At 41.9% G+C, this 25,055-nt stretch carries 24 protein-coding genes and 1 pseudogene; 20 read left to right on the forward strand and 5 right to left on the reverse strand.

Annotation, left to right across the window (positions count from 1 at the left end):
- Window positions 1–868: 868 nt before the first annotated feature.
- From AC3WTJ_RS11300 to AC3WTJ_RS11340, 9 genes and pseudogenes are all read left to right on the forward strand, one after another.
- A pseudogene (locus AC3WTJ_RS11300) lies at window positions 869–1,036 on the forward strand (NAD(P)-dependent alcohol dehydrogenase); the annotation flags it as partial.
- 22 nt (window positions 1,037–1,058) lie between these two features.
- The gene (locus AC3WTJ_RS11305) at window positions 1,059–2,696 is read left to right on the forward strand and encodes a helix-turn-helix domain-containing protein (protein ID WP_492521802.1); all 1,638 of its coding nucleotides are present in this window, start codon (window positions 1,059–1,061) and stop codon (window positions 2,694–2,696) included.
- Between the two features lie 141 nt (window positions 2,697–2,837).
- Window positions 2,838–3,863, forward strand: a complete 1,026-nt coding sequence (locus tag AC3WTJ_RS11310) for an ABC transporter substrate-binding protein (protein WP_492521803.1) — start codon at window positions 2,838–2,840, stop codon at window positions 3,861–3,863.
- 24 nt (window positions 3,864–3,887) lie between these two features.
- Window positions 3,888–4,820, forward strand: coding sequence for a FecCD family ABC transporter permease (locus AC3WTJ_RS11315; protein WP_492521804.1), 933 nt, complete (start codon window positions 3,888–3,890; stop codon window positions 4,818–4,820).
- Entirely contained in the window at window positions 4,821–5,798 is a 978-nt protein-coding gene (locus tag AC3WTJ_RS11320; RefSeq protein ID WP_492521805.1) for a FecCD family ABC transporter permease, read from the forward strand.
- Window positions 5,799–6,230: 432 nt separating this feature from the next.
- Window positions 6,231–7,088: an ABC transporter permease gene (locus tag AC3WTJ_RS11325; protein ID WP_492522216.1), complete on the forward strand. Its 858-nt coding sequence runs from the start codon at window positions 6,231–6,233 to the stop codon at window positions 7,086–7,088.
- An 18-nt stretch (window positions 7,089–7,106) separates the two neighbouring features.
- Window positions 7,107–7,988, forward strand: a complete 882-nt coding sequence (locus tag AC3WTJ_RS11330) for a carbohydrate ABC transporter permease (RefSeq protein WP_492521806.1) — start codon at window positions 7,107–7,109, stop codon at window positions 7,986–7,988.
- A gap of 37 nt (window positions 7,989–8,025) precedes the next feature.
- Window positions 8,026–9,537, forward strand: a complete 1,512-nt coding sequence (locus tag AC3WTJ_RS11335; protein ID WP_492521807.1) for an extracellular solute-binding protein — start codon at window positions 8,026–8,028, stop codon at window positions 9,535–9,537.
- A 27-nt stretch (window positions 9,538–9,564) separates the two neighbouring features.
- Window positions 9,565–10,608, forward strand: coding sequence for a glycoside hydrolase family 88/105 protein (locus AC3WTJ_RS11340; protein WP_492521808.1), 1,044 nt, complete (start codon window positions 9,565–9,567; stop codon window positions 10,606–10,608).
- A 65-nt stretch (window positions 10,609–10,673) separates the two neighbouring features.
- Here AC3WTJ_RS11340 and AC3WTJ_RS11345 read toward each other — a convergent pair whose 3' ends face one another.
- Together AC3WTJ_RS11345 and AC3WTJ_RS11350 are read right to left on the reverse strand one after the other, a co-directional pair.
- Window positions 10,674–12,938, reverse strand: a complete 2,265-nt coding sequence (locus AC3WTJ_RS11345; RefSeq protein WP_492521809.1) for an AraC family transcriptional regulator — start codon at window positions 12,936–12,938, stop codon at window positions 10,674–10,676.
- A 53-nt stretch (window positions 12,939–12,991) separates the two neighbouring features.
- Entirely contained in the window at window positions 12,992–13,873 is an 882-nt protein-coding gene (locus AC3WTJ_RS11350) for an AraC family transcriptional regulator (RefSeq protein WP_492521810.1), read from the reverse strand.
- Between the two features lie 157 nt (window positions 13,874–14,030).
- On the opposite strand from AC3WTJ_RS11350, the gene AC3WTJ_RS11355 reads away from it, so the two are divergent.
- From AC3WTJ_RS11355 to AC3WTJ_RS11370, 4 genes are all read left to right on the forward strand, one after another.
- Window positions 14,031–14,918, forward strand: a complete 888-nt coding sequence (locus AC3WTJ_RS11355) for a sugar phosphate isomerase/epimerase family protein (RefSeq protein WP_492521811.1) — start codon at window positions 14,031–14,033, stop codon at window positions 14,916–14,918.
- A gap of 23 nt (window positions 14,919–14,941) precedes the next feature.
- On the forward strand, window positions 14,942–15,970 hold the full coding sequence (locus AC3WTJ_RS11360; RefSeq protein WP_492521812.1) for a Gfo/Idh/MocA family protein: 1,029 nt from the start codon (window positions 14,942–14,944) through the stop codon (window positions 15,968–15,970).
- Between the two features lie 395 nt (window positions 15,971–16,365).
- Window positions 16,366–16,851, forward strand: coding sequence for a hypothetical protein (locus AC3WTJ_RS11365; protein WP_492521813.1), 486 nt, complete (start codon window positions 16,366–16,368; stop codon window positions 16,849–16,851).
- Window positions 16,852–17,142: 291 nt separating this feature from the next.
- The gene (locus AC3WTJ_RS11370; protein ID WP_492521814.1) at window positions 17,143–17,595 is read left to right on the forward strand and encodes a hypothetical protein; all 453 of its coding nucleotides are present in this window, start codon (window positions 17,143–17,145) and stop codon (window positions 17,593–17,595) included.
- Window positions 17,596–17,705: 110 nt separating this feature from the next.
- Here the strand turns inward: AC3WTJ_RS11370 and arsC are convergent, their stop codons facing one another.
- Genes arsC through AC3WTJ_RS11385 form a run of 3 tightly spaced genes read right to left on the reverse strand, consistent with a single transcriptional unit; the run spans window position 17,706 to window position 19,915 of the window.
- Window positions 17,706–18,134: an arsenate reductase (thioredoxin) gene (gene arsC / locus AC3WTJ_RS11375; protein WP_492521815.1), complete on the reverse strand. Its 429-nt coding sequence runs from the start codon at window positions 18,132–18,134 to the stop codon at window positions 17,706–17,708.
- A gap of 36 nt (window positions 18,135–18,170) precedes the next feature.
- Window positions 18,171–19,583, reverse strand: a complete 1,413-nt coding sequence (locus AC3WTJ_RS11380) for an arsenic transporter (protein ID WP_492521816.1) — start codon at window positions 19,581–19,583, stop codon at window positions 18,171–18,173.
- An 8-nt stretch (window positions 19,584–19,591) separates the two neighbouring features.
- Window positions 19,592–19,915 carry an ArsR/SmtB family transcription factor gene (locus tag AC3WTJ_RS11385; protein WP_492521817.1) on the reverse strand — a complete coding sequence of 108 codons (324 nt, stop codon included), beginning with the start codon at window positions 19,913–19,915 and terminating at the stop codon, window positions 19,592–19,594.
- A 319-nt stretch (window positions 19,916–20,234) separates the two neighbouring features.
- On the opposite strand from AC3WTJ_RS11385, the gene AC3WTJ_RS11390 reads away from it, so the two are divergent.
- From AC3WTJ_RS11390 to AC3WTJ_RS11420, 7 genes are all read left to right on the forward strand, one after another.
- A complete protein-coding gene (locus AC3WTJ_RS11390; RefSeq protein ID WP_492521818.1) occupies window positions 20,235–20,789 on the forward strand; it encodes a CBO0543 family protein in 555 nt (184 codons plus the stop codon).
- Between the two features lie 231 nt (window positions 20,790–21,020).
- Window positions 21,021–21,395 carry a DUF2512 family protein gene (locus AC3WTJ_RS11395; protein ID WP_145667255.1) on the forward strand — a complete coding sequence of 125 codons (375 nt, stop codon included), beginning with the start codon at window positions 21,021–21,023 and terminating at the stop codon, window positions 21,393–21,395.
- A 453-nt stretch (window positions 21,396–21,848) separates the two neighbouring features.
- Window positions 21,849–22,628 carry a sulfite exporter TauE/SafE family protein gene (locus AC3WTJ_RS11400; RefSeq protein ID WP_492521819.1) on the forward strand — a complete coding sequence of 260 codons (780 nt, stop codon included), beginning with the start codon at window positions 21,849–21,851 and terminating at the stop codon, window positions 22,626–22,628.
- A 60-nt stretch (window positions 22,629–22,688) separates the two neighbouring features.
- The gene (locus AC3WTJ_RS11405) at window positions 22,689–23,819 is read left to right on the forward strand and encodes an MBL fold metallo-hydrolase (protein ID WP_492522217.1); all 1,131 of its coding nucleotides are present in this window, start codon (window positions 22,689–22,691) and stop codon (window positions 23,817–23,819) included.
- Window positions 23,820–23,837: 18 nt separating this feature from the next.
- Window positions 23,838–24,158: a rhodanese-like domain-containing protein gene (locus AC3WTJ_RS11410; protein ID WP_492521820.1), complete on the forward strand. Its 321-nt coding sequence runs from the start codon at window positions 23,838–23,840 to the stop codon at window positions 24,156–24,158.
- A 31-nt stretch (window positions 24,159–24,189) separates the two neighbouring features.
- Window positions 24,190–24,762, forward strand: a complete 573-nt coding sequence (locus tag AC3WTJ_RS11415) for a sulfurtransferase TusA family protein (RefSeq protein ID WP_492521821.1) — start codon at window positions 24,190–24,192, stop codon at window positions 24,760–24,762.
- Between the two features lie 32 nt (window positions 24,763–24,794).
- The gene (locus tag AC3WTJ_RS11420; RefSeq protein ID WP_492521822.1) at window positions 24,795–25,022 is read left to right on the forward strand and encodes a sulfurtransferase TusA family protein; all 228 of its coding nucleotides are present in this window, start codon (window positions 24,795–24,797) and stop codon (window positions 25,020–25,022) included.
- Window positions 25,023–25,055: the final 33 nt, after the last annotated feature.

Consider the following 25,055-nt stretch of genomic DNA (forward strand, 5'->3'; position numbering starts at 1 on the left):
CTTGTTTGAAATATTAGCTTCGAGTCAGTTGGGATACAACGTATTAGTTAAATACGTGCACTGCAATACCAAAAAGGAATAAGAGACTGCATAGTATAAAGTACCACAACTAATAATGCTTTAAACCAAATTGGGTAGTTTTCTTTTAAAATGGTTGACTTGAAAAAAGCTAGAACAGTAAGTGAGGAAATACAAAGGAAAAAGTAAATGGATATCATTGATTAACACTCCTTTTGTTTGTGATAAGATGAGATTATCATTAATATTTCTTTTCGAGAAACAGATACTGAGCAATTTACTCGCCCGTTGGAGTAGATGACTTTACCAAGTTAAATCTTATGACTTGCTCCAATTAAATGTAGTGAATACATATGTATATAAATGCATACCATTTATTTATTAAAAAATATTTTTTCTAAGGAATTCTGCAACAAACAATCATTTTCATTCCGGAGTTCATGAAGTTCTAACGAATTCTGGAACAACAAAAACGGAGTACCGCGGGTTTGCGGGCTCCGTTTTCTAACGAATTATGGAATATGACATTTTTGTTTCAAAAAAATGATTATTCATAAAAATGTATAATCATACATACGGGTGTTCGTTGAAAGGCCTAGAGTTTCTCATAAACCTCTGGCTTTTTTGTGTTTTAAATAAATTAAGTTAATACATAATGTCTTGATCAACTCCGAAGCGATGAAGAAAGTCTTGTGAAATTCCTCAGGAATTCTAGAGCGGTGGCCAAACTAACTGAGAAATTAAGAACGTGATCGGCTAGCTTAGACATCCTGCTCCATTTATAATAGTAAAAGTATGGTTTCCCGAGTGAAATTCGGTTTGAATAAAGTGATTAGGAGATAAAATACAAATGACATCTACCCATTTACCAACCACCATGAAAGCAGCAGTGATGCATGACCCTGGGAAAATTGTTATTGAAGAGCATCATATTCCTGTCTTTGGACTGGATGAAGTTTTGATCAAGGTAATGGCTGTAGGGGTGTGCTCTTCGGATGTACACTATTTTGAAAATGGCATAACTGTCATGGTGTATTCAAATGCTTAAACCAGATATATTTACACAAATCAATGCACTGATTATTCATGTGACCGAAATTGAATATATCCGCTGCTCTGCCGATTGGAGCTTGCCTCCGAAAATTGCCTCATCCAACAAAATACTGTTTATTTGCAAGGGGACTGGTATATTTCAGATGAACGAGCAATCCTGCCGGATCGGCGCAGGTAACCTGCTATTTATTCCTAGGGGGCAGAAGGTAGAAGCTTTCACTGAGCACTCCGAACCGTTGGTTATGTATGAGATCAGTTTTACGTATAAGGCTTTGATCAAAAAAAATGCGAAAAGCTCCGTATATCGCGAGGAAGGAATCGCGTTTCCACTGGAAGGCGAGGTCCATATGAGCAATCATCTGCAGGCGCTTCATCTATGTGAACAACTCCACATCAGTATGCAAGAGCTCGAAGGTGGCCGCCGGCAGTATCGGCAAACCGGCTTGCTAAATGAGTTATTGTATCTGGCCTGCTCGGACATACAGGATGGGATGAACCAGCAGCGGTCAGGCGTAGAGCGTACGGTAGATTATATGCATCAGAATTATATGAAATCAGTTCCGCTGGAGATGTTGTCGAGCCTCGCAGGTTTTAGCCCCAGCTATTATTCACGCCTGTTCAAAAAGCTGAAAGGTGTCAGTCCGATCACTTATATTACGAGGCTGCGTATGAATCGGGCGAAGGAGTTGCTCGTTCATGGACAAGAGTCATTTTTCGAAATTGCCCAGCATTTGGGGTACAATGAGGAGTCCTATTTTAGCCGGATGTTTAAGAGGGAAACAGGCTATTCGCCTGCGCAATATGTGAAATTAAACCGTAAACTCGTAGTTACCATGAGACATTCCTTTAATGGCGATTTTTTGGCTTTAGGCGTTAAGCCGCACGCTTCTGTGGGTATAAGGTCAGGAGAAGGGGATAACGCTTATTTTAACGCACAATTGAAGGGAACCGTCCCCATTAGGATGGATAGCGAGGCCTGGATGGATGATTTGCTTCGATTGCAGCCGACTATCATAGTATGTGATCCCGAGTGGATTAAATGGAATCAAGAGTTATCTCATATAGCACCTACCGTCATTATTCCATACTGGGAAATGGCCTGGCGTGACCGCCTGCACCGAATCGCCAAGCTTGTTGGCAGAAGGAAGGAAGCTAAAGAATGGCTGCATAAATATGAACAAAAGGTCGAGCAAGCGAGTATGGTTATTAAGCAGCAGATCGGTGAGGGAACGGTCATTGTTTTGCGAATTGTTGGGGGCAAGCTGCGCGTATATGGTATGGAAAGAAATATTGGTTGTGTGCTTTATCAGGATTTGAAATTAACCCCGCCGCCAAAGGTCAAATCCATTAAGTGGAGAAAAACGATTACCGTAGAGGATCTGCCGGCATATGATGCGGATTATATGCTTCTGATGGCATCAGCGGATAAAATAGATCAAAAAATGCTGCATATACTTCGGCAAAGTTCGGAATGGAAATCCTTATCAGCCGTTCGCCGTAAGCAGTGTTTCACCATAGGCCTTTATCCATGGATTGATTATTCGGCACTTAGCCATGATAGAGTCATTGATGAGGCTATGAACTTGTTCGCATCTGCCGTCAGTCAAAATGGTCCAACTTATTGAACAAAAAACTTCATGGATTAATCAACATGCCCCCTATATACTTTTGAAGTGAATAAATTTTAGGCTTTCATTGAGAATGATATTCATTTTCTTTAGTGGTATGTAGTCCAAATAATTGATATATAGGGGAGGAATTATCAAGTGTTTATTTTCAAAAAGTCAGTTTTAGCTATGGGTTCAGCTCTGCTGATCAGTATGTCTTTGTTGGCAGGTTGCGGTTCAGGTTCCGGCAAGTCAGGCGAAAGTCAAGGAGCATCGGCAATTAACACTCCCACAAGCACAAGCCCAGCTAAAGGTACTGAAGGAACGGCAGCACCAGATTCCGGTATAACAGAAAAAACAATCAAGCACGTATGGGGAGAAACGAAATTTAAAGAAGCCCCCCAAAAAATTGTTGCGCTTGATTTTGCTTATATTGATATGCTCACGGCTTTGGAAGTTAGTCCAATTGCCTCTGTAGGCATTGGGGATTCCAGCTTTCCTGAATATTTGAAAAATGCTTTCAAGTCGCAAAATGTAACGAATGTCGGGCAAGCGAAACAGCCCAATCTGGAGGTACTTAAATCAATGAAACCTGATTTGATTATCGCCAGTCCAAATCGTCACGAGATGATTAAGACACAGCTAGCAGAAATTGCGCCGACGATCGCGCTGGATGATGGCAGCTATCAGGCTATTCTGAACAATTTCACACAGCTGGCCGATGTTCTAGGCAAAAAAGATCAAGCGGATAAAGTAAAACAAAGTATTGCGAGTAAATTGAAATCCGGCCAAGAGAAGCTGAAGGACAAGCCGAGCGTGCTGGTCGTTGGCGCCTTTGAGGATGATTCCACAGTATGGCTGAAAACCTCTTTCATAGGTTCGTTGTTAACTGAGCTAGGTGTGAATTATTTATACGAGGGTAAAAAGGACTTATCCGCGGCTGAAAGCAAAACAGATATTGCTAAGCTTAGCCTGGAACGTCTAGTCGAATATAATCCTGACTACGTATTCCTTTATGGAGAGCCGCAAAAATGGGCCAATAACCCGTTATATAAAAGCTTGAAGTCCGTTAAAGAGAAAAAAGCGGTAGAGGTGAGCCGGGATCTTTGGTCCAAGGGACGTGGTCCACTCGCTGCTGAATTCATTCTTGATCAGGCCGTACAAACGATGACTGGCGGTAAATAAGCTCGTTGAAAGGTTGTGTGAACAGTGAATCGGCTGTTTTCAGGCAGACAGGGGCAGACTCGGTCTGCTCCCTTTTTATTTATAGGATTACTTGTATTGATCATTATTGCGGGGGCCGTAGGGCTATTCGTGGGAGTAAAGGGGCTCTGCTGGAGACAGCTTCCTGAAATCATGAGCTTGGATTCGTCTAATCTGCTTGTTTATAAGGTCTGGTTCGTCCGGCTACCGCGTGTCGTTCTAGCGATTATTGTTGGCGCGGGGTTGGCTATAGCTGGTTGCCTACTGCAAGGGATCACAAGAAATCCGTTGTCAGATCCAGAGTTAATGGGCATTAATCAGGGAGCGTCCTTCTTGGTCGTATTATCCTTATCCATATTCGGTCTAGAAGACGTTACTGTTACGATTCTGATTGCTGCCATTATTGGAGCGGCTGTGGGAGGAGGCATTGTTTACACGTTGTCCGGGTTGGCTGGTTACACCCCTACTAGGCTTGTGTTAGCAGGTGTTTCGGTATCGTTATTTATGGCTGCCATGACAACGGGGCTTATTATTTTGCAGGATGATAAATTGTCGGAAATTCTTTATTGGATGGCGGGCAAATTGTCCGGAACGACGTGGACGGATGTGCAGTTGAGTACGATCAGCATTGTCCCCGGGGCACTTGCAAGCTTGTTTCTCGCTAATCAATTTAATGTTTTTTCATTAGGGGAGGATGCGGCTAGAGGACTCGGGCAAAATGTGACTCGTGTTCGGAGAACTGCCTTTCTTCTCGTTATTTTATTAGTCGGTGTATTGATTCCGATGTCGGCTGTGGCTGGGGCTAGCTTGCTTCTGCTGGCTGATGTTGGCGGCCAATGGGTGCTGTATCCGACCGATACACCAGTTGGAATTATTACCGCTCTGCTTGGAACCCCGTTTTTTCTGTATTTAATGCGCCGGAAAATGGAGGGAAGCTAAGTGCATCATCCAAAACGGAGGTTTGTTCTTATTTTGACAGCGGGTAGTGTACTGATGCTCATTATGGCGGTACTCAGCTTACGCCTTGGCGCGGTGGAGACACCCTTCCGACAACTGGTAGAAGAGATTGTACAGCGGGATGGAGTCGTCTACGATTACCGGCTGCCACGGTTAATGATTGCGGTACTTATTGGTATCAATATGTCTCTCTCTGGGTCCATCCTGCAGGGGGTAGCGCGGAATCCGCTTGCTGCTCCCGATTTAATGGGAATTACAGCAGGCGGTGGTCTGGTGACGGTCATAATGATCCTTGCTGTACCGCAATACTCAGCTGCTTTATTACCGTTTTTTGCTTTTGCAGGGGCGATTGGTGCCAGTTTGCTAATTTATTTGCTCGCTTATAACAAAGGAATCAAGCCGCAGCGTCTTATTTTATGCGGGGTTGCTGTATCCAGCGGCATACATGCGGTTGTTACCCTGCTGGTCGTCAAATTCGCGCCTTCTGCGGCCCAAGCACTCGTATGGCTGAAGGGAAGTCTTTACGCTCGTTCATGGGAGCATGTGAATGTGATTTGGCCGTGGACGCTTGTATGCGGGCTGCTAGCCCTTCTGTTTTCCCGTCAGTTGAATACATTGCTACTGAATGAGGATACGATTCGCAGTTTAGGAATGCGGACGGATCGTGTACGTCTGTTCTTAATTGCTCTAGCCGTAGGGCTGGCGGGAAGTGTCGTGGCTGTTGCGGGTGCTATCGGCTTCGTTGGTTTAGTTATTCCTCACCTGGCCCAGCTGCTGGTGGGGTCCAATTATCGTTTGCTGCTTCCAACCTCGGCACTGCTGGGGGCCATTCTAGTAACAGCAGCCGATACGGCAGGACGGATGATCATGCCGCCCATTGAAATCCCCGTTGGGATTATGACTGCGTTCATCGGAGCGCCCTATTTCCTGTATTTACTGCTGCGAACGAAGAAAAGCTAGTGCGTTGGTAAACCGATTTACAACAAACAGCCATTTTTGATCTGAAAACCAATAAATATTAGGACTCCATGGGAAATCTATGGGGTTCTTTGTTTGCGTTGGAATTATAAGATAGCAACCAGGTGGCGGTAGTAAGCGATGTTAAACTATATCGCAACTAGTAACAATTACCGCAACTAATGACAATTGGCTTGTAAAGCTTGATTTAAACGCATTTAAGCGCCTATCTGAACAATCAGGGACTATCGACGGAAACAAAGCTTGCTCGATATGATGAGACTGCAACTTGCAAGTCGCAACTTCAGTTGTAGTTAGTTCATGAAAGGATGGACGTATATGCACACAAGTACGAATGCTCGAGTTAAGGTGCCATCGACTGCAAGATTATCGACATTCATCAGCAGGCTCGCACGAAATCGATGGCTCTATTTAATGGTACTACCCGGATTGTTGTATTTTCTTATTTTTAAGTATTGGCCGATGTATGGCATATTTATCGCCTTTAAGGACTACCAGCCATTTCTGGGATTCTGGGATAGCCCATTTGTTGGCTTGAAGCATTTTGAACGATTGTTCAGCGACGATAATTTTCTTATGTTATTTAGAAATACCTTAATTTTGGCTAGCTATAATATTTTGTTTTTCTTTCCATTACCAATTGTCATCGCACTTATGTTAAACGAATTACGGATTGAATTTATGAAGCGAATCGTTCAAACGCTGATTTATATTCCGCATTTCATGTCTTGGGTCGTTGTTGTAGGGATTGCCTATATTTTTCTAACGACAGAAGGCGGCATTGTGAATGACGTATTGGTGCGGTTGGGTGGAGAAAAGATTAATTTTCTCGTTAGTAATGAATGGTTTAGAACCATTATTACGTCTGAAGTGATTTGGAAGGAAATGGGCTGGGGGACGATTATTTTCCTTGCGGCATTGTCTGGCGTTGATCCTCAATTGTATGAGGCAGCACGTATGGACGGTGCAAATCGCGCTCGCCAACTGTGGCATATTACGTTGCCGGCCGTTCGGAGCACGGTTATCATTCTACTTATTTTAAGATTAGGCACATTTCTGGATACCGGGTTTGAGCAAATCTTCCTTATGTTAAATGCGATGAACCGGGAAGTTGGTGAAGTGTTTGATACATACGTTTACTCCGTCGGAATTAGCCAAGGTCAATACAGCTTTAGTACAGCGGTTGGGCTATTTAAGTCCATCATCGGATTAGTACTCGTCGTCTTATCCAATTACTTTGCCAAAAAATTTGGAGAAGAAGGAATTTACTAGAAAGGAAGCATGGATGTTATGCCTATAAAGTCAAGCTGGGGCAGTCGGATCTTTGATGGGATCAATATGGTTCTACTGATTGTCATCGCATTAATTACGGTTCTTCCGTTCTTTTATGTCATTGCGGGCTCGTTTGCATCACAGAAGGAATTGTTAACGAAAGGTTTTATTCTAATTCCTTCTGAATTCTCACTCGATGCCTATAAGTACATTTTCTCCACGCAAACGCTGGTTAGAAGCTTGTTCGTGACAATATTTATTACCGTAGCTGGTACATTGATTAATATCTTCTTAACTTGTTTAATGGCGTACCCCCTAGCTCGTAAAGATATGGATTTTCGTAAGCCAATATTAATGCTTGTTGTCTTTACGATGCTGTTTAGCGGTGGGATGATTCCGACATTTCTGGTTGTTAAGCAGTTGGGTATGATCAACACGTATTGGGCTTTATTAATTCCAAGTGCAATCAGCGCCTTCAACTTAATAATTATTCGCAACTTCTTTCAGCAACTTCCAGACGGTTTGGAAGAATCGGCCAAAATCGATGGCTGCAATGATTTAGGGATTTTCCTTCGTATTGTGCTTCCGTTATCGATGCCGGCGGTTGCGACTTTCTCCTTATTTTATGCGGTTGGGCATTGGAACACGTTCTTCAGTGCAATTCTTTACATTAACGACAACAAAATGTGGCCTATTCAAGTTTTGCTGAGACAGATCGTTATTTTAGCATCTGGAGGCATTGGGGACTCAGCTTCCATGGGGGCGGATTATGTGGCGCCGCCGGAGCAATCTGTCAAAATGGCCGTAATTGTGGTATCAACTCTACCGATTTTACTGGTTTACCCGTTTTTGCAGAAGCATTTTGCTAAAGGGGTATTACTAGGCTCAGTCAAAGGGTAACGATATAATAGTAGTTAGATAAAGGGAGGATTTCACAATGAAAAGACGACAAAGGTTAACATGGGCTAAAACGGGTGCATTGCTTGCGACAGCAACGATGGTAATGACAGCATGTGGAGCGAAAGAAGAATCTTCTAAGAATAATTCTTCTGCGACAAGTAATCAGGGGCCGTTTCAATTGTCCATGATGCTGCCGAGTTATAGTCCGGAGATTATGCCACAAGATAGTTCTGTATTAAAGCGGCTTGAAGAGAAAACGAATACTAAATTAGCAGTTACGTGGGTACCTTCCTCATCGTATACAGATAAATTAAGCGCTACGGTGGCGTCCGGCGAGCTTCCAAAAACATTTGTTGCCCTCGAGCCTAAAGCGCCGTTCATCATTAATGCTTCGCGAACAGGCATGTTCTGGGAAGTGGGGCCTTACTTAAAGGATTACCCGAATCTGAGTAAAATGTCCGACATAGTTCTAAAGAATATTTCCGTAGATGGCAAAATTTACGGTGTGTATCGAGAACGTGATCTCTCACGCTTTGGCTTAATGATGCGGCAAGATTGGTTATCCAATTTAGGCTTGCAGGCGCCTAAAAATTTGGATGAATTATATAACGTTCTCAAAGCATTCGCAACTGGAGACCCGGATAAGAATGGCAAACAGGATACGATTGGGCTTGCTGTAGGTATGCAAGGCGGAGTCATTGCTGGATTTAAGGATATTCTTGTTTACAATGGCGGTCCAAATGAATGGGAACTGAAGGATGGGAAATTGACGCCATCTCAAATGACGGATGCGTATATGACCACATTAAAGTTTTATAAAAAATTATATGATGAAAAAATTATCAATCAGGATTTTGCTATTATTCCGGACGGTCGTGCAGTTATGAGCAAAGGCCAGGCTGGCCTTTGGATCGATAACATGTTAGATGGCAAAGGAATTGAAGATAACATTAAGAAAGTCGATCCTAATGCAAAGATGACTTTAATTAACCGTATTGCTGGAGCAAAAGGAGAAAGAGCGCGTGCAGGTGCTGGCTATTTAGGGATGTACATGATTCCGAAAACAAGTGTGAAGACAGAAGCTGAACTCAAACAAATCCTAACTTACTTCGATCATGTTTCTGAACAAGATAATCAGAATCTAATGAAGTATGGCATAGAAGGAAAACAATATACGCTGGATAATGGCGCTTATAAGCCAACTACGGACGCTAAAGTCAAAGCAGATATCAATGATAGCTCGCAGTTTATGGTTATGCAAAATCAAGTCGTTAATTATGGAACAGAACTAGAAAAGTTAACTACCAAACTTTTTCAGGACAATTCAACAATTGCAGTAGCGAATCCGGCAGCTCCATTGATTTCTAATACTGAAATAGAAAAAGGCAAGGAGCTCTCCAAAATCATTGAAGATGCAACCGTGAAATTTATTATGGGTTCCATTGATGAAGCGGGCTGGAAGCAAGCAGTTGATAAATGGTCACAAGCAGGTGGAAGTAAAGTGATTGAGGAAATTAACGCCGAATATGCCAAAGTATCTAAGAAATAGGGCGTTACGATGGGGGGAAATAGCGCGATGCCGAAATTAGTAATTGATGAACAACAGGTTAGCGCCGTCATTGATTGTGTCGTTAAGCGCACGTCTCGAATGGATTTTAGCTGGGATTGGCCAGGCGGTGTAGCCTTCTATGGTGTATCTGAGGCTTATCTTGCTACAGGTAAAAAGGAATATCTCTCCCATCTACAAGAATGGGTTGACGAGAACTTGGATGATGGGCTTCCTAAGCTTTCTGTAAATGCCGTTTCAATTGGTCATGCACTCCTCACGTTATTTGAAGTAAACCAAGATGAGAAATACCTGACTATGGCAATTGAAATGGCGGAGTATCTTAAGCATGAAGCTGTGCGTTTTGCGGATGGTATATTCCAACATACCGTGAACTCGGAGACGTATAACTTCCCAGAACAAGCATGGGTAGATACCCTGTTTATGGCCGGGTACTTTTTACTCCGGATGGGCAGCCTGCTTAAACGTGAGGACTATTTCGCTGATGGATTAAATCAATATCACGGCCATGAACGGTTTCTGCAGAATTCAAAAACAAATTTATATTACCATGGCTGGGATCATATCGCGCAATCCAATATGTCTTCCATTCACTGGGCTCGTGGCAATGCGTGGGCTGCGTTAACAATGGCTAGAGCACTTGATCTTGTTCCAGTCACTCACCCTTCGTTTATGAGGATAGATGGATCACTGCGTGATCAATTAAGTTCGCTTGTGAGGCTGCAGGATGATTCAGGACTTTGGCATACAATTGTGGATGATGCAGCATCACCACTGGAAACCTCTGGTTCTGCAGGCATTGCTGCAGCGCTGCTATCTCGTGGCAGACTGTACAACAAGTATGTACAAAAATCGATTGACGGCATTCTGGCGCACATTACAGAGGACGGGACGGTTACTGGCGTTTCGGCGGGAACAGCTGTAATGGATGATGCTGAGGGCTACAGAAATGTACCAGACAAAAGAATTCAAGGATGGGGACAAGGACTTACCTTAGTCTTCCTTGCATCAATTCTCAATGCGAAGAGGGAACTTGTCGGTAATGGCTGTTGAATAATGAATAAGCGCTGGTTTGGAAAGATATCTTCCAAAAACCAGCGCTTTTCCGTTTTAAGACTCTACCCATCATCACGGTACTGCCCGGGTGTCATGCCTACAAACTTACGGAAAGAACGAATAAAGTTGGCTGCGTTGTTGTATTGTAGTCGCTCCGCAATTTCGGCAACTTTCAAGTCCGATTCTTTGAGCCACTTCTTGGCGATGTCAATGCGGTACTGGGTCAAGAATTCACCGAAATTAATACCGGTTTCTTGCCGGAACACACGGCTTACATAATGCGGATGATAATTAATTCGAGCTGAACAATTTTCAAGCGTTAAGTCGGAATCGAATTCTCTTTTAATCATATCCACGATGGCTTCAGAAATTTGTTTGAACTGAGACTCACGCCGGTTACTGAGCTCCTCGATATAAGGAACGATGAATAAGGTGAGGAACCAATGTTCCATCTCTTGAATGTCTCTCAGTTTAAAAAGAGTTTGCACTAAAGTAGCTTCTTCACTAATGCGCTCCAAATTAATGGACAATTCTTGGCCAAACCGTAGAAGATCAACCAATAATCGGAGTAGGGTCAACTGATAGTCTTGATGTTGTGTAGGCGATTGGAAAATCGATTCAATGAATTGATGCAAGGCAAGCTCTGCTTGCTCTAGGTTCCCTCCACGGATAGCATCGAAGATGGACTGTTCTTTGTCATGCGGGAATAGAGATAGATTGCTTTTCTGTGGCTGCAGATCTTCAATAAATAGGATGGATTCGTCGCCTAGTCCAACCCGATATTTTAAGGATGTCATCGCTTCATGCAGCGCCTGTGGTGCTTCTATAAACGAGCTGAATGTACGGCTTATCCCGATGCTCACTTTGATTTCAAGATACTGCAAAATAGCAGTCTGAATCTCATTGGAAAGCGTAAAGATTTGCTCTTTAAATAAGGCAGCCTGATTGGAAGAACCGATGAGCGTAACTTGATAGTCTAGATAGACGATCGGAACCAGTCGTTGATCACTTAAAATTAAATCGCCAACAATATTATTAATGGCAAACATCAGTAAATCGCGGTCTTTCTCACTGAATCTGGTCTCTCGCAGCGTATCGATTTGAATGGCGATTACACACATCGAACTCCAAGGAGCTTCCACACCATATAAGCCTAATTTCTCTTCAAACTCCGTAGATCGAAGGCTTCCTCCGAATAATTTCTGCATAAAAAATTCCTTGAGTTGATCTTGCTGCCCTTTTAACTCGTTCATAATCAAGGACTGATTCTGAATCAGGAAATCTACACGTTCTCCAATGACCTGAAGTTCACCGCTTGGTTTTACTACATTTGACGATGTTGGGACGTTATTTAAGGCGGTATAAATTGATTTAATAGGAAGATACATCTTCTTCGAACCAAACCATGCGATGACGAAGGTCATCAACATGATGCCTACGCTGACCAATAAGGTAACCCAGCCGATGATCGTATTTTGGGCATTAATTTGTTTGTTGGAAGCGACCGAAATATAACTCCAACCGTTATAGGAAGATTTCCGGTATGTGACGGTAACCTTTTCACCATTCACTTTCGATGTATATTGACCGAATGACGCGTTCGCTTCAAATAGGGGTTGCAAATGAGGCTCACTGGCCATGCTTTTACCCAATTGATTGCGGTCAAGATGATCGATGACATCTAAATTTTTATCCAGAATAAACGTGTTGCCAAGCTTGCCGCTTTGTACGGAAATAAACTCCTTCATCACATCTGATGATAGGACGACACAAATAATGCCTTCGGGTGTAACTGCATTGAAAGGATACTTTTTAATAAAATAAATATTCTGGGGGGAATTCGGCGAAATATGGGTATCTTTGGTCCAGAACGAACCGGTAACCGTTTGCGCAAATGCTTCAAGCTGCGGTCGGAAGGCCGGTGAACTATATTCATTTACGCCAGAGCTGGAGACGATCCATTGTTTATTTAAGCTATAGAGGAAGACATCTTTAATCCCTAGTTCGTAGGTTTGAATTTGGGAGATTCCTTTATACAGCTCATGTACCATTTCAAAGTCTTCTTTGTTAATATCTTTTTTAAATGTCCCAGTGACAACAGGCGACTGCAAAAGTTGTGTAGCGGAGTTGTCTATTGTTTTGAGTGTTTGTTCAACGCGCATCTGCATCTGCTGTAAGAGCTGTTTATTACTCTCGTTCACTTTATCTTGTACAGTTCGTGATGAATTGTAATAGGAGAATGACCCCAAAAGTAATACGGGAATTGTGCCTATAATAACAGAAAAAAACAACAGTTTTAGTAAGAATGAGTTGGATCGTAGTTTCATTGTACCTCCAAAAAGAATCTTTCTGAATTTAGACTGGTAAATCGAAAGGGGCTTTATCCCTTTTTACACTGTGAGGGACTGTAGTATTTAAATTGCTTAAATGTCCGTGTAAAGTAGTTGATACTGTTAAAACCAACTTGCTCGGCTGCCTCGGTTACGGATATGCCATCTGTGCGCAGCAGTTTTTCAGCTTCATTGACGCGGAACAAATTGACGTATTCAACAAAGGTACGACCCGTTAACTTTTTGAATGTTTTGCAAAAATGGTGGAGGCTCATGTTGGTCAAATGTGCAGCTTCCTCGAGAGATATTGGACGCCGGTACTCCTCCCGGATGAACGCAAACAGCTTTTCAAAGTGTTTGGCATGCAGAAGCGACAGATTTGTCCGATGGCTACGATGAGGCGTTTTCTCTTGGTCAATCCACCTCAGCGCAACAGTAATGAGAAGTTGAAGGTACGAGCGGATGGAGATCTCATAGCCGGGGAGCTTGTGCTCAAATTCATCAATAATTCGATGAACGAGTGCTGCAAAGTCAACGTAAGCCGCATCCCCCATACGCAAATGAAGAGGGAAGCGCTTCTGGCCTTCCATGAATGGCAGCACCATCGGACCGTACATCGGATCTCCTGAGTCGGCACCAAGTAGGGATTTATTAAAAACGATGGCATAGTAATCGACGTCCATATTGTTGACCGCATAGCCTGTATGCAGCTCGCCAGAATGGACAAACAGCAGATCGCCTGGCGATGTCTCGTTGGAGGTGCCGCCGATGTCAAAGACAGCGCTCCCTTTGACAAAATAGATGATCTCCATATGTTCATGCCAGTGAGGGTACAATACACGCTCGCCGGAGCTAAGGTTGTGAAAGACGTTAACCTGAAAATGTTTGCCAGGCATGCGGGTATTTTCTTTTAATTCCTTCAGAGCCGTCATAATAACTTCACTCCTAACAGCACAAAATTGTGCAAGTTTTTCACACGATTCTACGTAGCGCATTCTCCGGAAATTCAACTATTCTTAGTATATCCCAGATGTTTCTGCAGGGCTATAAACTTTAAAAGGATATATTTCTACTAAGGAGACGACTAAAATGGAACAAATGAGAATCGGTACGCTCGTACAAGGGAATACGGCAGTCAAAGTGATTCCGCAAATTGTGAAGCATGGCTTCGAGAGCTTCCAACTTTCGTTTTGGCAAACAACAGGAACGACGGATTTAAAAGAAACTGCTGCGCAAATTCGTGACATGATGCTGCAAAATGGTACAGTCATTTCGAGTATATCGATTTTTGGCAATCCGCTAACCGGAAGTGGAAACAATGCGGACACGTTGGCTAGTTGGGAACGTCTGATTGATTGTGCGCGGGATTTTGGTGCGGATATGGTGACTGGCTTCACTGGAAGACTTACGGATCAACCAATTCCCGATTCCATACCGAGATTCAAGGAAGTGTTCGGTGAGCTGGCCCGCCGTGCAGAGGCAAATGGCGTAAAATTGGCATTTGAGAACTGCCCCATGAATGGGAACTGGCATAAAGGGGATTGGAACATTGCCCATAATCCCATTGCTTGGGAGATGATGTTTGATGCCCTGCCTTTTGATCATATCGGACTTGAATGGGAGCCTACGCATCAAATGACACAGCTCATCGAGCCGATTCCACAACTGCGTAAGTGGGTCAATAAGATTTTTCATGTTCACGGGAAGGACGCTACGATTGCATGGGATGTGATCAAAGAGCATGGAATTGGCGCCAATCACCCTTATGTATGGCACCGGACACCTGGATTTGGCGATACCAACTGGACAGATATTATATCCATTTTACGATTATCCGGGTATAGAAGTACGATTGATATTGAAGGGTGGCATGATCCTGTATATCGTGATGAGTTGGAGATGACGGGGCAAGTTCATGCTCTTAATTATTTAAAAACATGCCGAGGTGGAACGTTTGTTCCTAATCCCATCATTTAATAAGAAAACAGGGGGGAGAGTCCATGAGCACTATGTATAAAATAGTTCAAGCCGGCTGCGGCGGTATGGCAAATAAGTGGATTCAATATGCACTAGAACGTGACGATGCTGAAATAGTAGCGTTTGTTGATTTGTACGAATCAGCAGCCCAAAAAATGAATGAAACCTATGGACTGACTATACCTTGGTACGCAAGTGTGGAAGAGGCGATTAGAGAAACCAATGCTAATCTGGTTTTTGATGTGACAATTCCTTCAGCACATACCAAGATTGCGTTGGAAGCGCTCCATGGTGGCTGCCATCTGATGAGTGAAAAACCGATGGCAGCCTCGATGGAAGAGGCGAAACAACTGGCTCAATTGGCAGCGTCGTTGCCACAACTGAACTATAGCATCATGCAGAACCGACGTTATTTAAAAGATATTCGCGCGCTGCGCGAGTTAATTGACTCCGGTACGATTGGCAAACCAAGCTTTGTGACAGCGGAGTTTTTTATCGGTGCGCATTTTGGCGGGTTTCGGGATGCGATGGAAAGTCCGCTCATCTTGGATATGGCCATACATACGTTCGATCAGGCGCGCTTTCTCATCGGGGCTAACCCCGTGTCTGTCTATTGCCACGAGTTTAATCCAGAGGGCTCCTGGTATGCGGGCAATGCCGCTGCCGTATGCATTTTTGAATTTGATAATGGTGCAGTCTTTACGTATAACGGATCATGGTGCTCAGAAGGCATCCGTACCTCATGGGAAGCAGAATGGCGTGTTGCTGGTAGTAAAGGAACGGCCAGTTGGAAGGAGGGAGCTCCGTACGCAGAAGTTGTGGCGCCGGGACAAGAAACCAAATTCTTATATGAATATAAACGTATCGATGCTCCTTATGTTTGGGAAGGACGGGAAGGACATGACGGGTGCTTGGATGAAATGTTCCAAGCGATTCAAGATCGACGTCCGGCAGAGACGAGTTATACCGATAATATTTACAGCACCGCCATGGTTTTTGGTGCGATACAAAGCGCTAGGGAGCAGCGAAAAGTTATACTGCAGCAGCCATAATTACAATGAAGAGCCGCCCTGGTGAGGGGAGGCTCTTTTAACGTACTAAGGAACAGAGATCCATTCATTGATGTCTTAAGAGATAAAGGAATAGACAAATTGAAGTTTAATATGAAACATAATATACGGAGCATCGCGGGTTTGCGGGCTCCGTTTTATCATTTATTATGAAACATCACATTTTTTGTTGTTGTGTCGGTTGCCAAATAAGTTTTGAAGTAGACAATAATGTCTTGAGATAACAAATAAAGTTTTGAAGTTAAATGGCGTACACTCGTTGAGTGAACGCCTATTTAACTTCTGCTTATCGTCTTATGTCAAGGTTTCGATCGTATAAAACGGCTTCGTTGAGGGAAAATTATATTATCACAGAATTTGAAAAGGAGAGCATACAAATGATTAAAGTTATACTTTATTCATTATTTATTATTCCGTACTTATCTTTATTCTTTTTGAATAACTCAGTAATTCGAAGATATTTGCCTGTTGCATTATTTGTAACCGTTATTAATACCATCATTGATCAGATTGCCTATGTTAACAACTGGTGGAAATATACCGAAACTCTCTTTTCTTGGGATAAAATTACCACTGTTCATCTAGAGTATAGTTTTTTTATCGTTATTACCATTTGGATATTTCACTTTACGTTTGGTCGATTCTGGCTTTATTTATTGGTGAATCTCTGTTTGGATACTCTTTCTGCCTTCGTTTTCTTTCCGATTCTTGTAAAGCTTAAAATGGACGTACTTAACATTCCAGGGATCACAATAATCTTGCTAATGATCTCTACATCAGTAGTTATTTATCTTTTTCAAACTTGGCTAGAGGGGAAAGATATTGAGGTTAATATTAGTCCTAGAAAAAAGGAAAAAGCATAATCAACACCTAATTTAGGTATTTGATTGTGCAGGCACTGATTCAGGATGATACTTTATTTATAGACACGGCAAGGGCGAAAGTCATTATTCTTTGAGGATTATTTTTTTAAACCGGCTGCAAAGATACGGGGATATGCCCTAGGACCGAACACCACATTTATTGGGGATTATGCCGTATTGAAGGGTGTACAGTCAATTAAATATGATGTCTATTTCAAAACCTGTTGGGATATGAATATAGAGCTCGCTGATGTATGGAGCATGTGTAAGAGAAGGGGATTCCCTGATCAGATGCTGGAATTTTTCCAATTGTCGGAGAAAGTCGCGGAACAAGCACAGTATGCCAATGAATCTGTGGTGAATAATTTTCATTCCTCGTTTATTGGCTCGATTGAAAGATATGAGTGGCAGTTGGCTTATTTGGACCATCCCTATAATACAGCGGGTCAGGAACGGAAATGGATTTTAGAGCCTATGGATGAAAATTTATCGCTTATCCTTGCTGAGAAAGAACAATCACTTATTCATATTTTAAAAATGAGTGAAATTCTGGAGCAATGTAAACATGAGCTCGTTGAAGAGGATTATGCAACTTTGAGGACTTGTCTAGATTTTCAAATACAGGTAGTTAAAGTGTTCAAAGTACACACGGAGATGTTCCTACTAGTAAGTATTTGGTCAACGATGTTTCATAATCAGTCCATGGTTAAGGGCATTCAATTGCCTGATCCAACTCAAATTTAGCGTAGTTGTCTTTTACTTTAGTAGGCTCCGTACCAAAGAAAGCACGGTAAAAATCGAGCGAATTCTGAAGGTTTGAACAGTTAACCGCATCGTGCATTCTTTTAATCATCTTATTTGCCTTCTTTCACGAATTGTTCGATCCGGATTTTAACGGAATCGCGAACTTCACGGAATTTAGCTGTAATTTCTTCTTCCGTGCCAGTTGCTTTGGCAGGATCGTCAAAGCCCCAGTGCCATCTTTGAGCCTTATCATTACGGACAACAGGGCAGTGCTCGTCAGCATGACCACATAATGTAATAATGAAATCAGCGCGGCCTAGAAGCTCGGTATCAATCACATCAGAAGTATGGTTTGAGATGTCGATACCGGCTTCATTCATCGTTGCTACTGCGCGCGGATTTAGTCCGTGAGCCTCCAATCCAGCACTTTTCACTTCGTATTTGTCCCCGCCTAAAGCTTTCAAATATCCATCAGCGATTTGGCTGCGGCAAGAGTTTCCTGTGCAAAGAAAATATACTAACGGTTTTTTGTTCTCCATGGTTTCATTCTCCTTTTTGTATGAGGACATCCAGGTTTAAGCGCCTTCATGCCCTTTTTTCATTTGTTTTGATCCTAAAAAAGCTTTTATGGTTAACGCGGCGATCACCAGAATGACTGCAATCGCAACAATTAACAACCAAATATTCACACTTGATGTATTAATTACGTGAAGCCATAAATAAAGCCCTGTAAGAGTAATCGAAAGCGTTGGGACAGTAAGAATGATACCTGTCTTAAAATAATTGCCCCACGTAATTTTCACACCTTTCGTAGATAAAACATGTAACCATAAAAGTGTTGCGAGTGACCCAATCGGTGTTATTTTAGGTCCAAGATCGCTTCCGACAACGTTAGCGTAAACCAATGCTTCTCGAATAATTCCGTCTGTATTCGTACCTTTAATGGCTAGAGCATCAATCATAACCGTAGGCATGTTATTCATAATGGAGGACAAAATAGCCGACAAAAAGCCCATTCCGACTGTTGCAACAAACAATCCTTGTCCTGCTAAGTTCTCAACCACCGTTCCTAGGGCATCGGTGAGACCGACGTTTTTCAGGCCATAAACGACGACGTACATGCCGATAGAGAAAATGACGACAGCCCAAGGAGCATCTTTGATCACTCGTTTTGTTTCGATTACTTTACTGGATCTAGCCATTAAAATGAATATCAGTGCCACGACTCCAGCGATAATGGAAACAGGAATTTTAATAAATCCGCTGCTTACATAAGCGACTAGAAGGACAGCCAGGATAACCCATGACATTTTGAAAAGCTTAAGATCTTTGATGGCATGTGAAGGTTGCTTTAATTGTTTCATATCGTAACTCGTTGGGATGTCCTTTTTGAAGAAAACGTACAAGACTACCAAACTTGCTGCTAGTGAAAACAGGCTCGTGACAATCATGCGGCTTGCATAAGTGACAAAGTCAATACCGAAGAAGTCCGCAGATACGATGTTCACTAAGTTGCTGACAATCAAAGGCAAAGACGTTGTATCTGCAATGAAACCACTTGCCATTATGAAAGGCAAAATCATTTTATCGGGCAGCTTCAACGCTCGGACCATCGCTAATACAATTGGCGTTAGAATTAATGCTGCACCATCATTTGCAAAAAAGGCAGCAACTGCCGCGCCTAATAAAATGACGTACACAAACATGAGCCGCCCGTTCCCTTTTGCAATCCTCGCCATATGCAAGGCAGCCCATTCAAAAAATCCGATATTGTCTAAGATTAAGGAAATGAGAATTATAGCAACAAAAGCGAGTGTAGCATTCCAAACGATGGATGTAACCGTCAGTACATCGTGGATAGACACGACTTGGAAGATAAGAGCTAGGATAGCACCGGCAGAAGCAGACCATCCAATATTGAGGGCTTTAGGCTGCCAAATAACAAAAGTTAACGTAATAATAAAAATAAGTACCGCAATGTAAGTCATGGTTCCTCCTAATCACAACAATTTAGATCTTCACAAGATATGGCATCCACTTTTTCTTTTTGGGATGGAAGGTGCTGAAAAAACTCGTTCAGAAAGGGTTTATCCTCAATATTTAAAGAATAAAAAACCCATTGGCTCTTTTTGGACTCTTTCACTAAGCCGCCAGTCTTCAGTTTTCGCATATGCTGACTCACATTGGGCTGACTTGTTTGTAAGAGTTCAACAAGCTCATATACACATAGATCACGTTCTTTGAGCAGAGAGAGAATCGTCAATCTCATTTTGTCTCCAAGCAGCTTACACACTTCAGATAATTGTTCAATATCGGACAAAATTACACGCTCCTTTAGATCGGTAGATTCAAGCCTTTTAAGAGCTATCATTTTTAAATGATTATATAATTATTTGGTTATATATAAAAGTTAAGGTTTTGTAAATGTCTGAAGAAGAAAAAGTTCGTTCAACCTCATCATAAAGAAATTTCTTCTCTTATTAGAGCATTGAAAAATCAATTGCGGAAAAGAGCCATATGAAATTTATATCTTGATTAACCGATCAGCGGGGGCTTTAGTAATAAAGATTATTAGTAATCATACGTGGGAATTACTATTAATGTACGCTTTACATTTTATCTTTTCGGAGGTTTAAACATTGAATGAAAGTCATATTCAAAAGGTAAAAGATGTATATCATAAAGTTCACGAAGCTAATGAAGAATTATATAGTTTTTGGAAGGAGGACATACTGTTTAGTTGGCAATGGTGGGTCGCATTGGGATTAATAATTGTTCCGTGGACATTATGGTGGTTATTTAGAACAAAAAGAAGTACAAGCAGGTTATTATTTGCAGGCTTTTTCGTTTTGGTAATCTCTAGCTGGTTCGATTTCTTCGGAATCGCATTGGGATTATGGTACTACCCTGTACAGGCTATACCGACAATCCCCTCTTATTTGGTTTGGGATTTTACAGTATTAACAGTTATTGCAATGTTTTTACTTCAGATTAAACCCGAAGTTAATCCGCTCATAAAGGCAGGAATATATGGGGGATTCAATTCTTTTATTGGAGAACCGTTGTTCGACTGGTTAGGATTTTATGAAAGACTGAGTTGGAAGTATATTTATTCATTTCCGATTTTTTGTGTAATTTATTTAATAGCTCATTATCTTAGTAGAAGAGAGAGTTTTGGAAATTTAACCAAATGATTTTTATTGAGGATACGATTGAGGAGGAGAAACAGCTGCCAGAACGAAGAGAAACGAACATGCAAACATCCAGGATAACTCCGTTATGTGCTGATAATGTTCGAGGTTATGCAAGTTAATCGAGTAAAAAACGATTAAACTACAATGTATATATTACCAATCAATATTTCGGCAGCAAAAGGCAATGATAAGAAACAGAAGTACATTACTAGGTGAAAGAAGGCAAAGAAAATGCTGCGAATGCTTGGGAAAATGTTTTTGAAGTTACTACTAAATGGAGTTTTTATAATCCCTCTATTGATGTATTTAACACAAGCCACTCTTACAGAGGCATTCTTTGCGACTTATACTTTTTCGCTAATGTCTTATGTTGCAATTGATCAATTGTTTTTAAGAGTCACCAACAATGGGGTTGCTACTTTAGCAGATGTCGGGCTTGCCTTTGTTTTCTTTTGGTTGGTCGAGAAATTCTTCTTCCACTGGTCCATAAACTTTATGAATGTAGCGATAATTGCTTTGGTTTTTGGCATCATAGAGTTTTTTATGCATAGTTATTTTCAAAAGGATAGAGGCAGACTTGATCGGCATAGTTTTAGTGATAACTAATTTTTCTAGGTCCTGCATAAAAAACAGAAGGAAAACTCAGATTCTGAGTATTCCTTCTGTTTTTAACAATTTTGTTTCAAGTCTTACTATCAGCTTTGCAATTCGATATCCCCAAAACAGCATTCAGTGGACAATAACGAGTTGTTCCCGCAAATCCCCTCCAAAATATCTATAATGCCATGCTGTTACGCTACAGTAGACATTGAATATAATGCCCTTTCTCAGTCCAATAATGACGGAATTTGAGTTTGTAATTTCAGGGGGTTGACGCAAATAAAAATCTTTTATATAGTATCAATATACCCATACGGGTATACGTAGTACACAAAAGGTGGTGTAAGAAGGAATTTTCGAAACTAAATAGGCAAAAGGAAGAGAATTTTTTTTGCAATTTTATATACCCCCATAGGTATATATCGGCGTGGTCTAATGAACACGGAAAGGCTGTGTTTTATGGATTTAGCATGGATCATAACTATTTTCATTATTGGATTTTTGGGCTCGTTTATTTCGGGAATGGTGGGAATCGGCGGTTCCATTATTAACTATCCGATGTTGTTATTTATACCTGCAGCATTAGGATTTGCAGTTTTTACCCCCCAGGAAGTATCTGCAATCAGTGCAATTCAGGTGTTCTTCGCTAGCTTAATGGGGATGCTTGTGTTTCGAAAAGGGGGACTTCTAAATAAATCCTTAGTACTTTACATGGGTGTTTCAATTATCATTGGCAGCTTTATGGGGAGCTTTGCATCCAACACATTATCAAGTTCAGTGATCAATCTCGTTTATGCTATTTTGGCACTGATTGCTGCCATTTTGATGTTTTTACCTAAGAGAGGAAAAGATGTCGAAGATGTAAGCAAAGTTACATTTAATAAACCTCTAGCGGTTATTTTAGCATTAATCATCGGGACGGTATCAGGGATCGTAGGCGCGGCGGGTGCTTTTATAACGGTACCCGTGATGCTGGTCGTTCTTAAAATTCCAACTAGAGTTGCTATCGCATCATCCCTAGCCATAACTTTCATATCTTCCATCGGCTCTACGACAGGAAAGCTACTAGGTGGACACATGCTTTTGGTTCCATCCATTGTGCTTGTCATTGCAAGTACGATTGCATCACCTATTGGTGCTAAGCTGAGCGGAAAAATCAACACAAAGATGCTTCAATGGATTTTGGCTGTATTGATAACGGCAACTGTCATAAAAATTTGGTTCTCAATTTTCCTATAAAATCATCCAATCTTTTACCTCTGGAGGGAACTATACATGAAAGAAAAACAGATACAAGGAATGAATGTCGCTAATTTAGCTAGAAAGGTTTTGAACCATACACCCATTTTTATTTTAGATGTTCGGAGTGAAAGTGACTTCAACGACTGGAAAATTGAAGGCGAGAAAGTTAGTATACTCAACACGCCATATTTTGAACTTCTGGATGGCGTAGATGAGATTCTTGATCAAATACCTGATGACCAAGAAGTTGTAGTGGTTTGCGCGAAGGAGGGCTCATCGAAGTTTGTAGCTGAACAGTTGGTTGCAAGTGGAAAAGAATCTATTTCTTATTTGATTGGCGGCATGAAGTCCTGGAGTGAGCATCTTGAACCGGTGAAAATAGCCGACTTGAATGATGGAGGTACCCTGTATCAATTTGTACGGTTAGGCAAAGGATGTCTGTCTTATATGGTGATTTCTGATGGGGAAGCTGCCGTTATTGATGCGGTTCGGATGACCGAGGTATTCGAGAATTTTGCCAAAGAAAATCAGGCCATCATCAAACATACCCTGGATACTCACCTTCATGCCGATCATATTTCAGGCGGCCGGCAATTAGCTGAGAAAACAGGAGGATCTTACTGGCTTCCGCCTAAGGATGCGACAGAGGTTGTGTTTCATTATGAAAAACTTGAAGAACACATCCAGCTTGTTATTGGGGAAACAGAAATCAACATCCAGCCTATTTATTCCCCCGGCCATACGATTGGAAGCACATCACTTCTTATTGATAATCAATATTTGCTATCCGGAGATATTTTATTCGTGAAGTCAATTGGCCGCCCTGACTTGGCTGGGAAAGCAGAAGATTGGGTGGCTGACCTCAGAACGACATTGTATGAGCGGTATAAGCATCTATCTGACGACTTAATCGTGCTTCCTGCCCACTTTGGTACAATTGCTGAATTAGGTGACAAAGGGCAAGTAGCCGCACGTCTAGGTGATTTGTATAAAGAAAATCCTGGTCTGAACATACACGACGAATCCGCATTTAGACGCACCGTTTCGGAAGATCTGCCGCCGCAACCGAATGCCTATCAAGAAATACGCCAAATGAACATGGGCAGAATTCGTCCGACAATGGAAGAACAGCGAGAAATGGAGATTGGACCAAACCGTTGTGCCGTTCATGATGACACATCAAAATAAATATTTGGAGGAAACCAAGTGTCTAATAATATCTATAAAGAACTGCTGCCACATGAAGTTTTAGAGCGAATCAAACAGAAAGAGAATGTAACCATCCTTGATGTTCGGGAGCACGACGAATGGGAATCCGGACATATATACGGCGCCAAACATATTCCTCTCGGCCAAATCGCTCGAGCCCTTAATGAAATAGAGCCAAAACAAGAAACAATCATAGTTTGCCGCAGCGGTAATCGAAGCGCAATAGCTTGTGATTATTTATCTTCTATGGGCTATCACGTTGTAAATATGTCTGGTGGCATGTCCCAATGGTTTGGCGAAGTGGTTTACGGAAAATAATCAAAATAAGAATATTGGAGGTCTATAACCTATGACAGCATTGCATGTAGATCGCACATTGGAGTGTGAAGGACTTGCTTGTCCACTTCCAGTGGTTCGTACCAAGAAGGCAATAGATGAGATGAATCCTGGCGAAGTATTGGAAGTTCGTGCGACGGATAAAGGCTCAGTGGCTGATCTAAAGGGCTGGGCAAGCCGAACGGGACACCAATACGTTGGGTTAAAGGAGGAAAACGGCATTTATCGTCATTTCATTCGCAAAGCTGAACCATTCGGAACCAAAGCGGAGATGAAATTTCCTCATACCGCAACCAATGATGAGTTACTGGCTAGATTAAATGCCGGAGAGAAACTCAATATCCTTGATGTAAGGGAGCCGGCAGAATATGCTTTCGGACGTATTCCAGGAGCGATATCACTGCCTTTAGGTGAACTCGAACAAAAGATGACACAGCTTGATCCAAAGCAAGACTATTACGTTGTATGCCGTACCGGAAACCGCAGTGATATGGCATGCCAAATGCTAACAGATACAGGGTTTAAAAGTATTAAGAATGTAACGCCTGGTATGTCGCAATGGTTGCATTTTGTTGAAAAAGACTAACTGTATTTTCAAATCATAAGGAGGAGTTTAGAATGGTAGATTTGATTGTTGACGCTAAGGGGTTGGCATGCCCAATGCCGATTGTTAAAGCCAAAAAGGGGATCGATTCTTTGGAGCCAGGACAGATCATGGAATTGCAAACGACGGACAAAGGGTCTATGAAAGACTTTCAGGCCTGGGTCAATCAAACGAAACACGAACTCATGGATGTAAAAGAAGAAAATGGGGTTTTCACATTTAGGGTAAGAAAAGGATCGTGACAATCCGACTAAGAAGAAATTATTTATAAAATG

The organism is Paenibacillus sp. FW101-FHT12H11, from assembly GCF_058790355.1.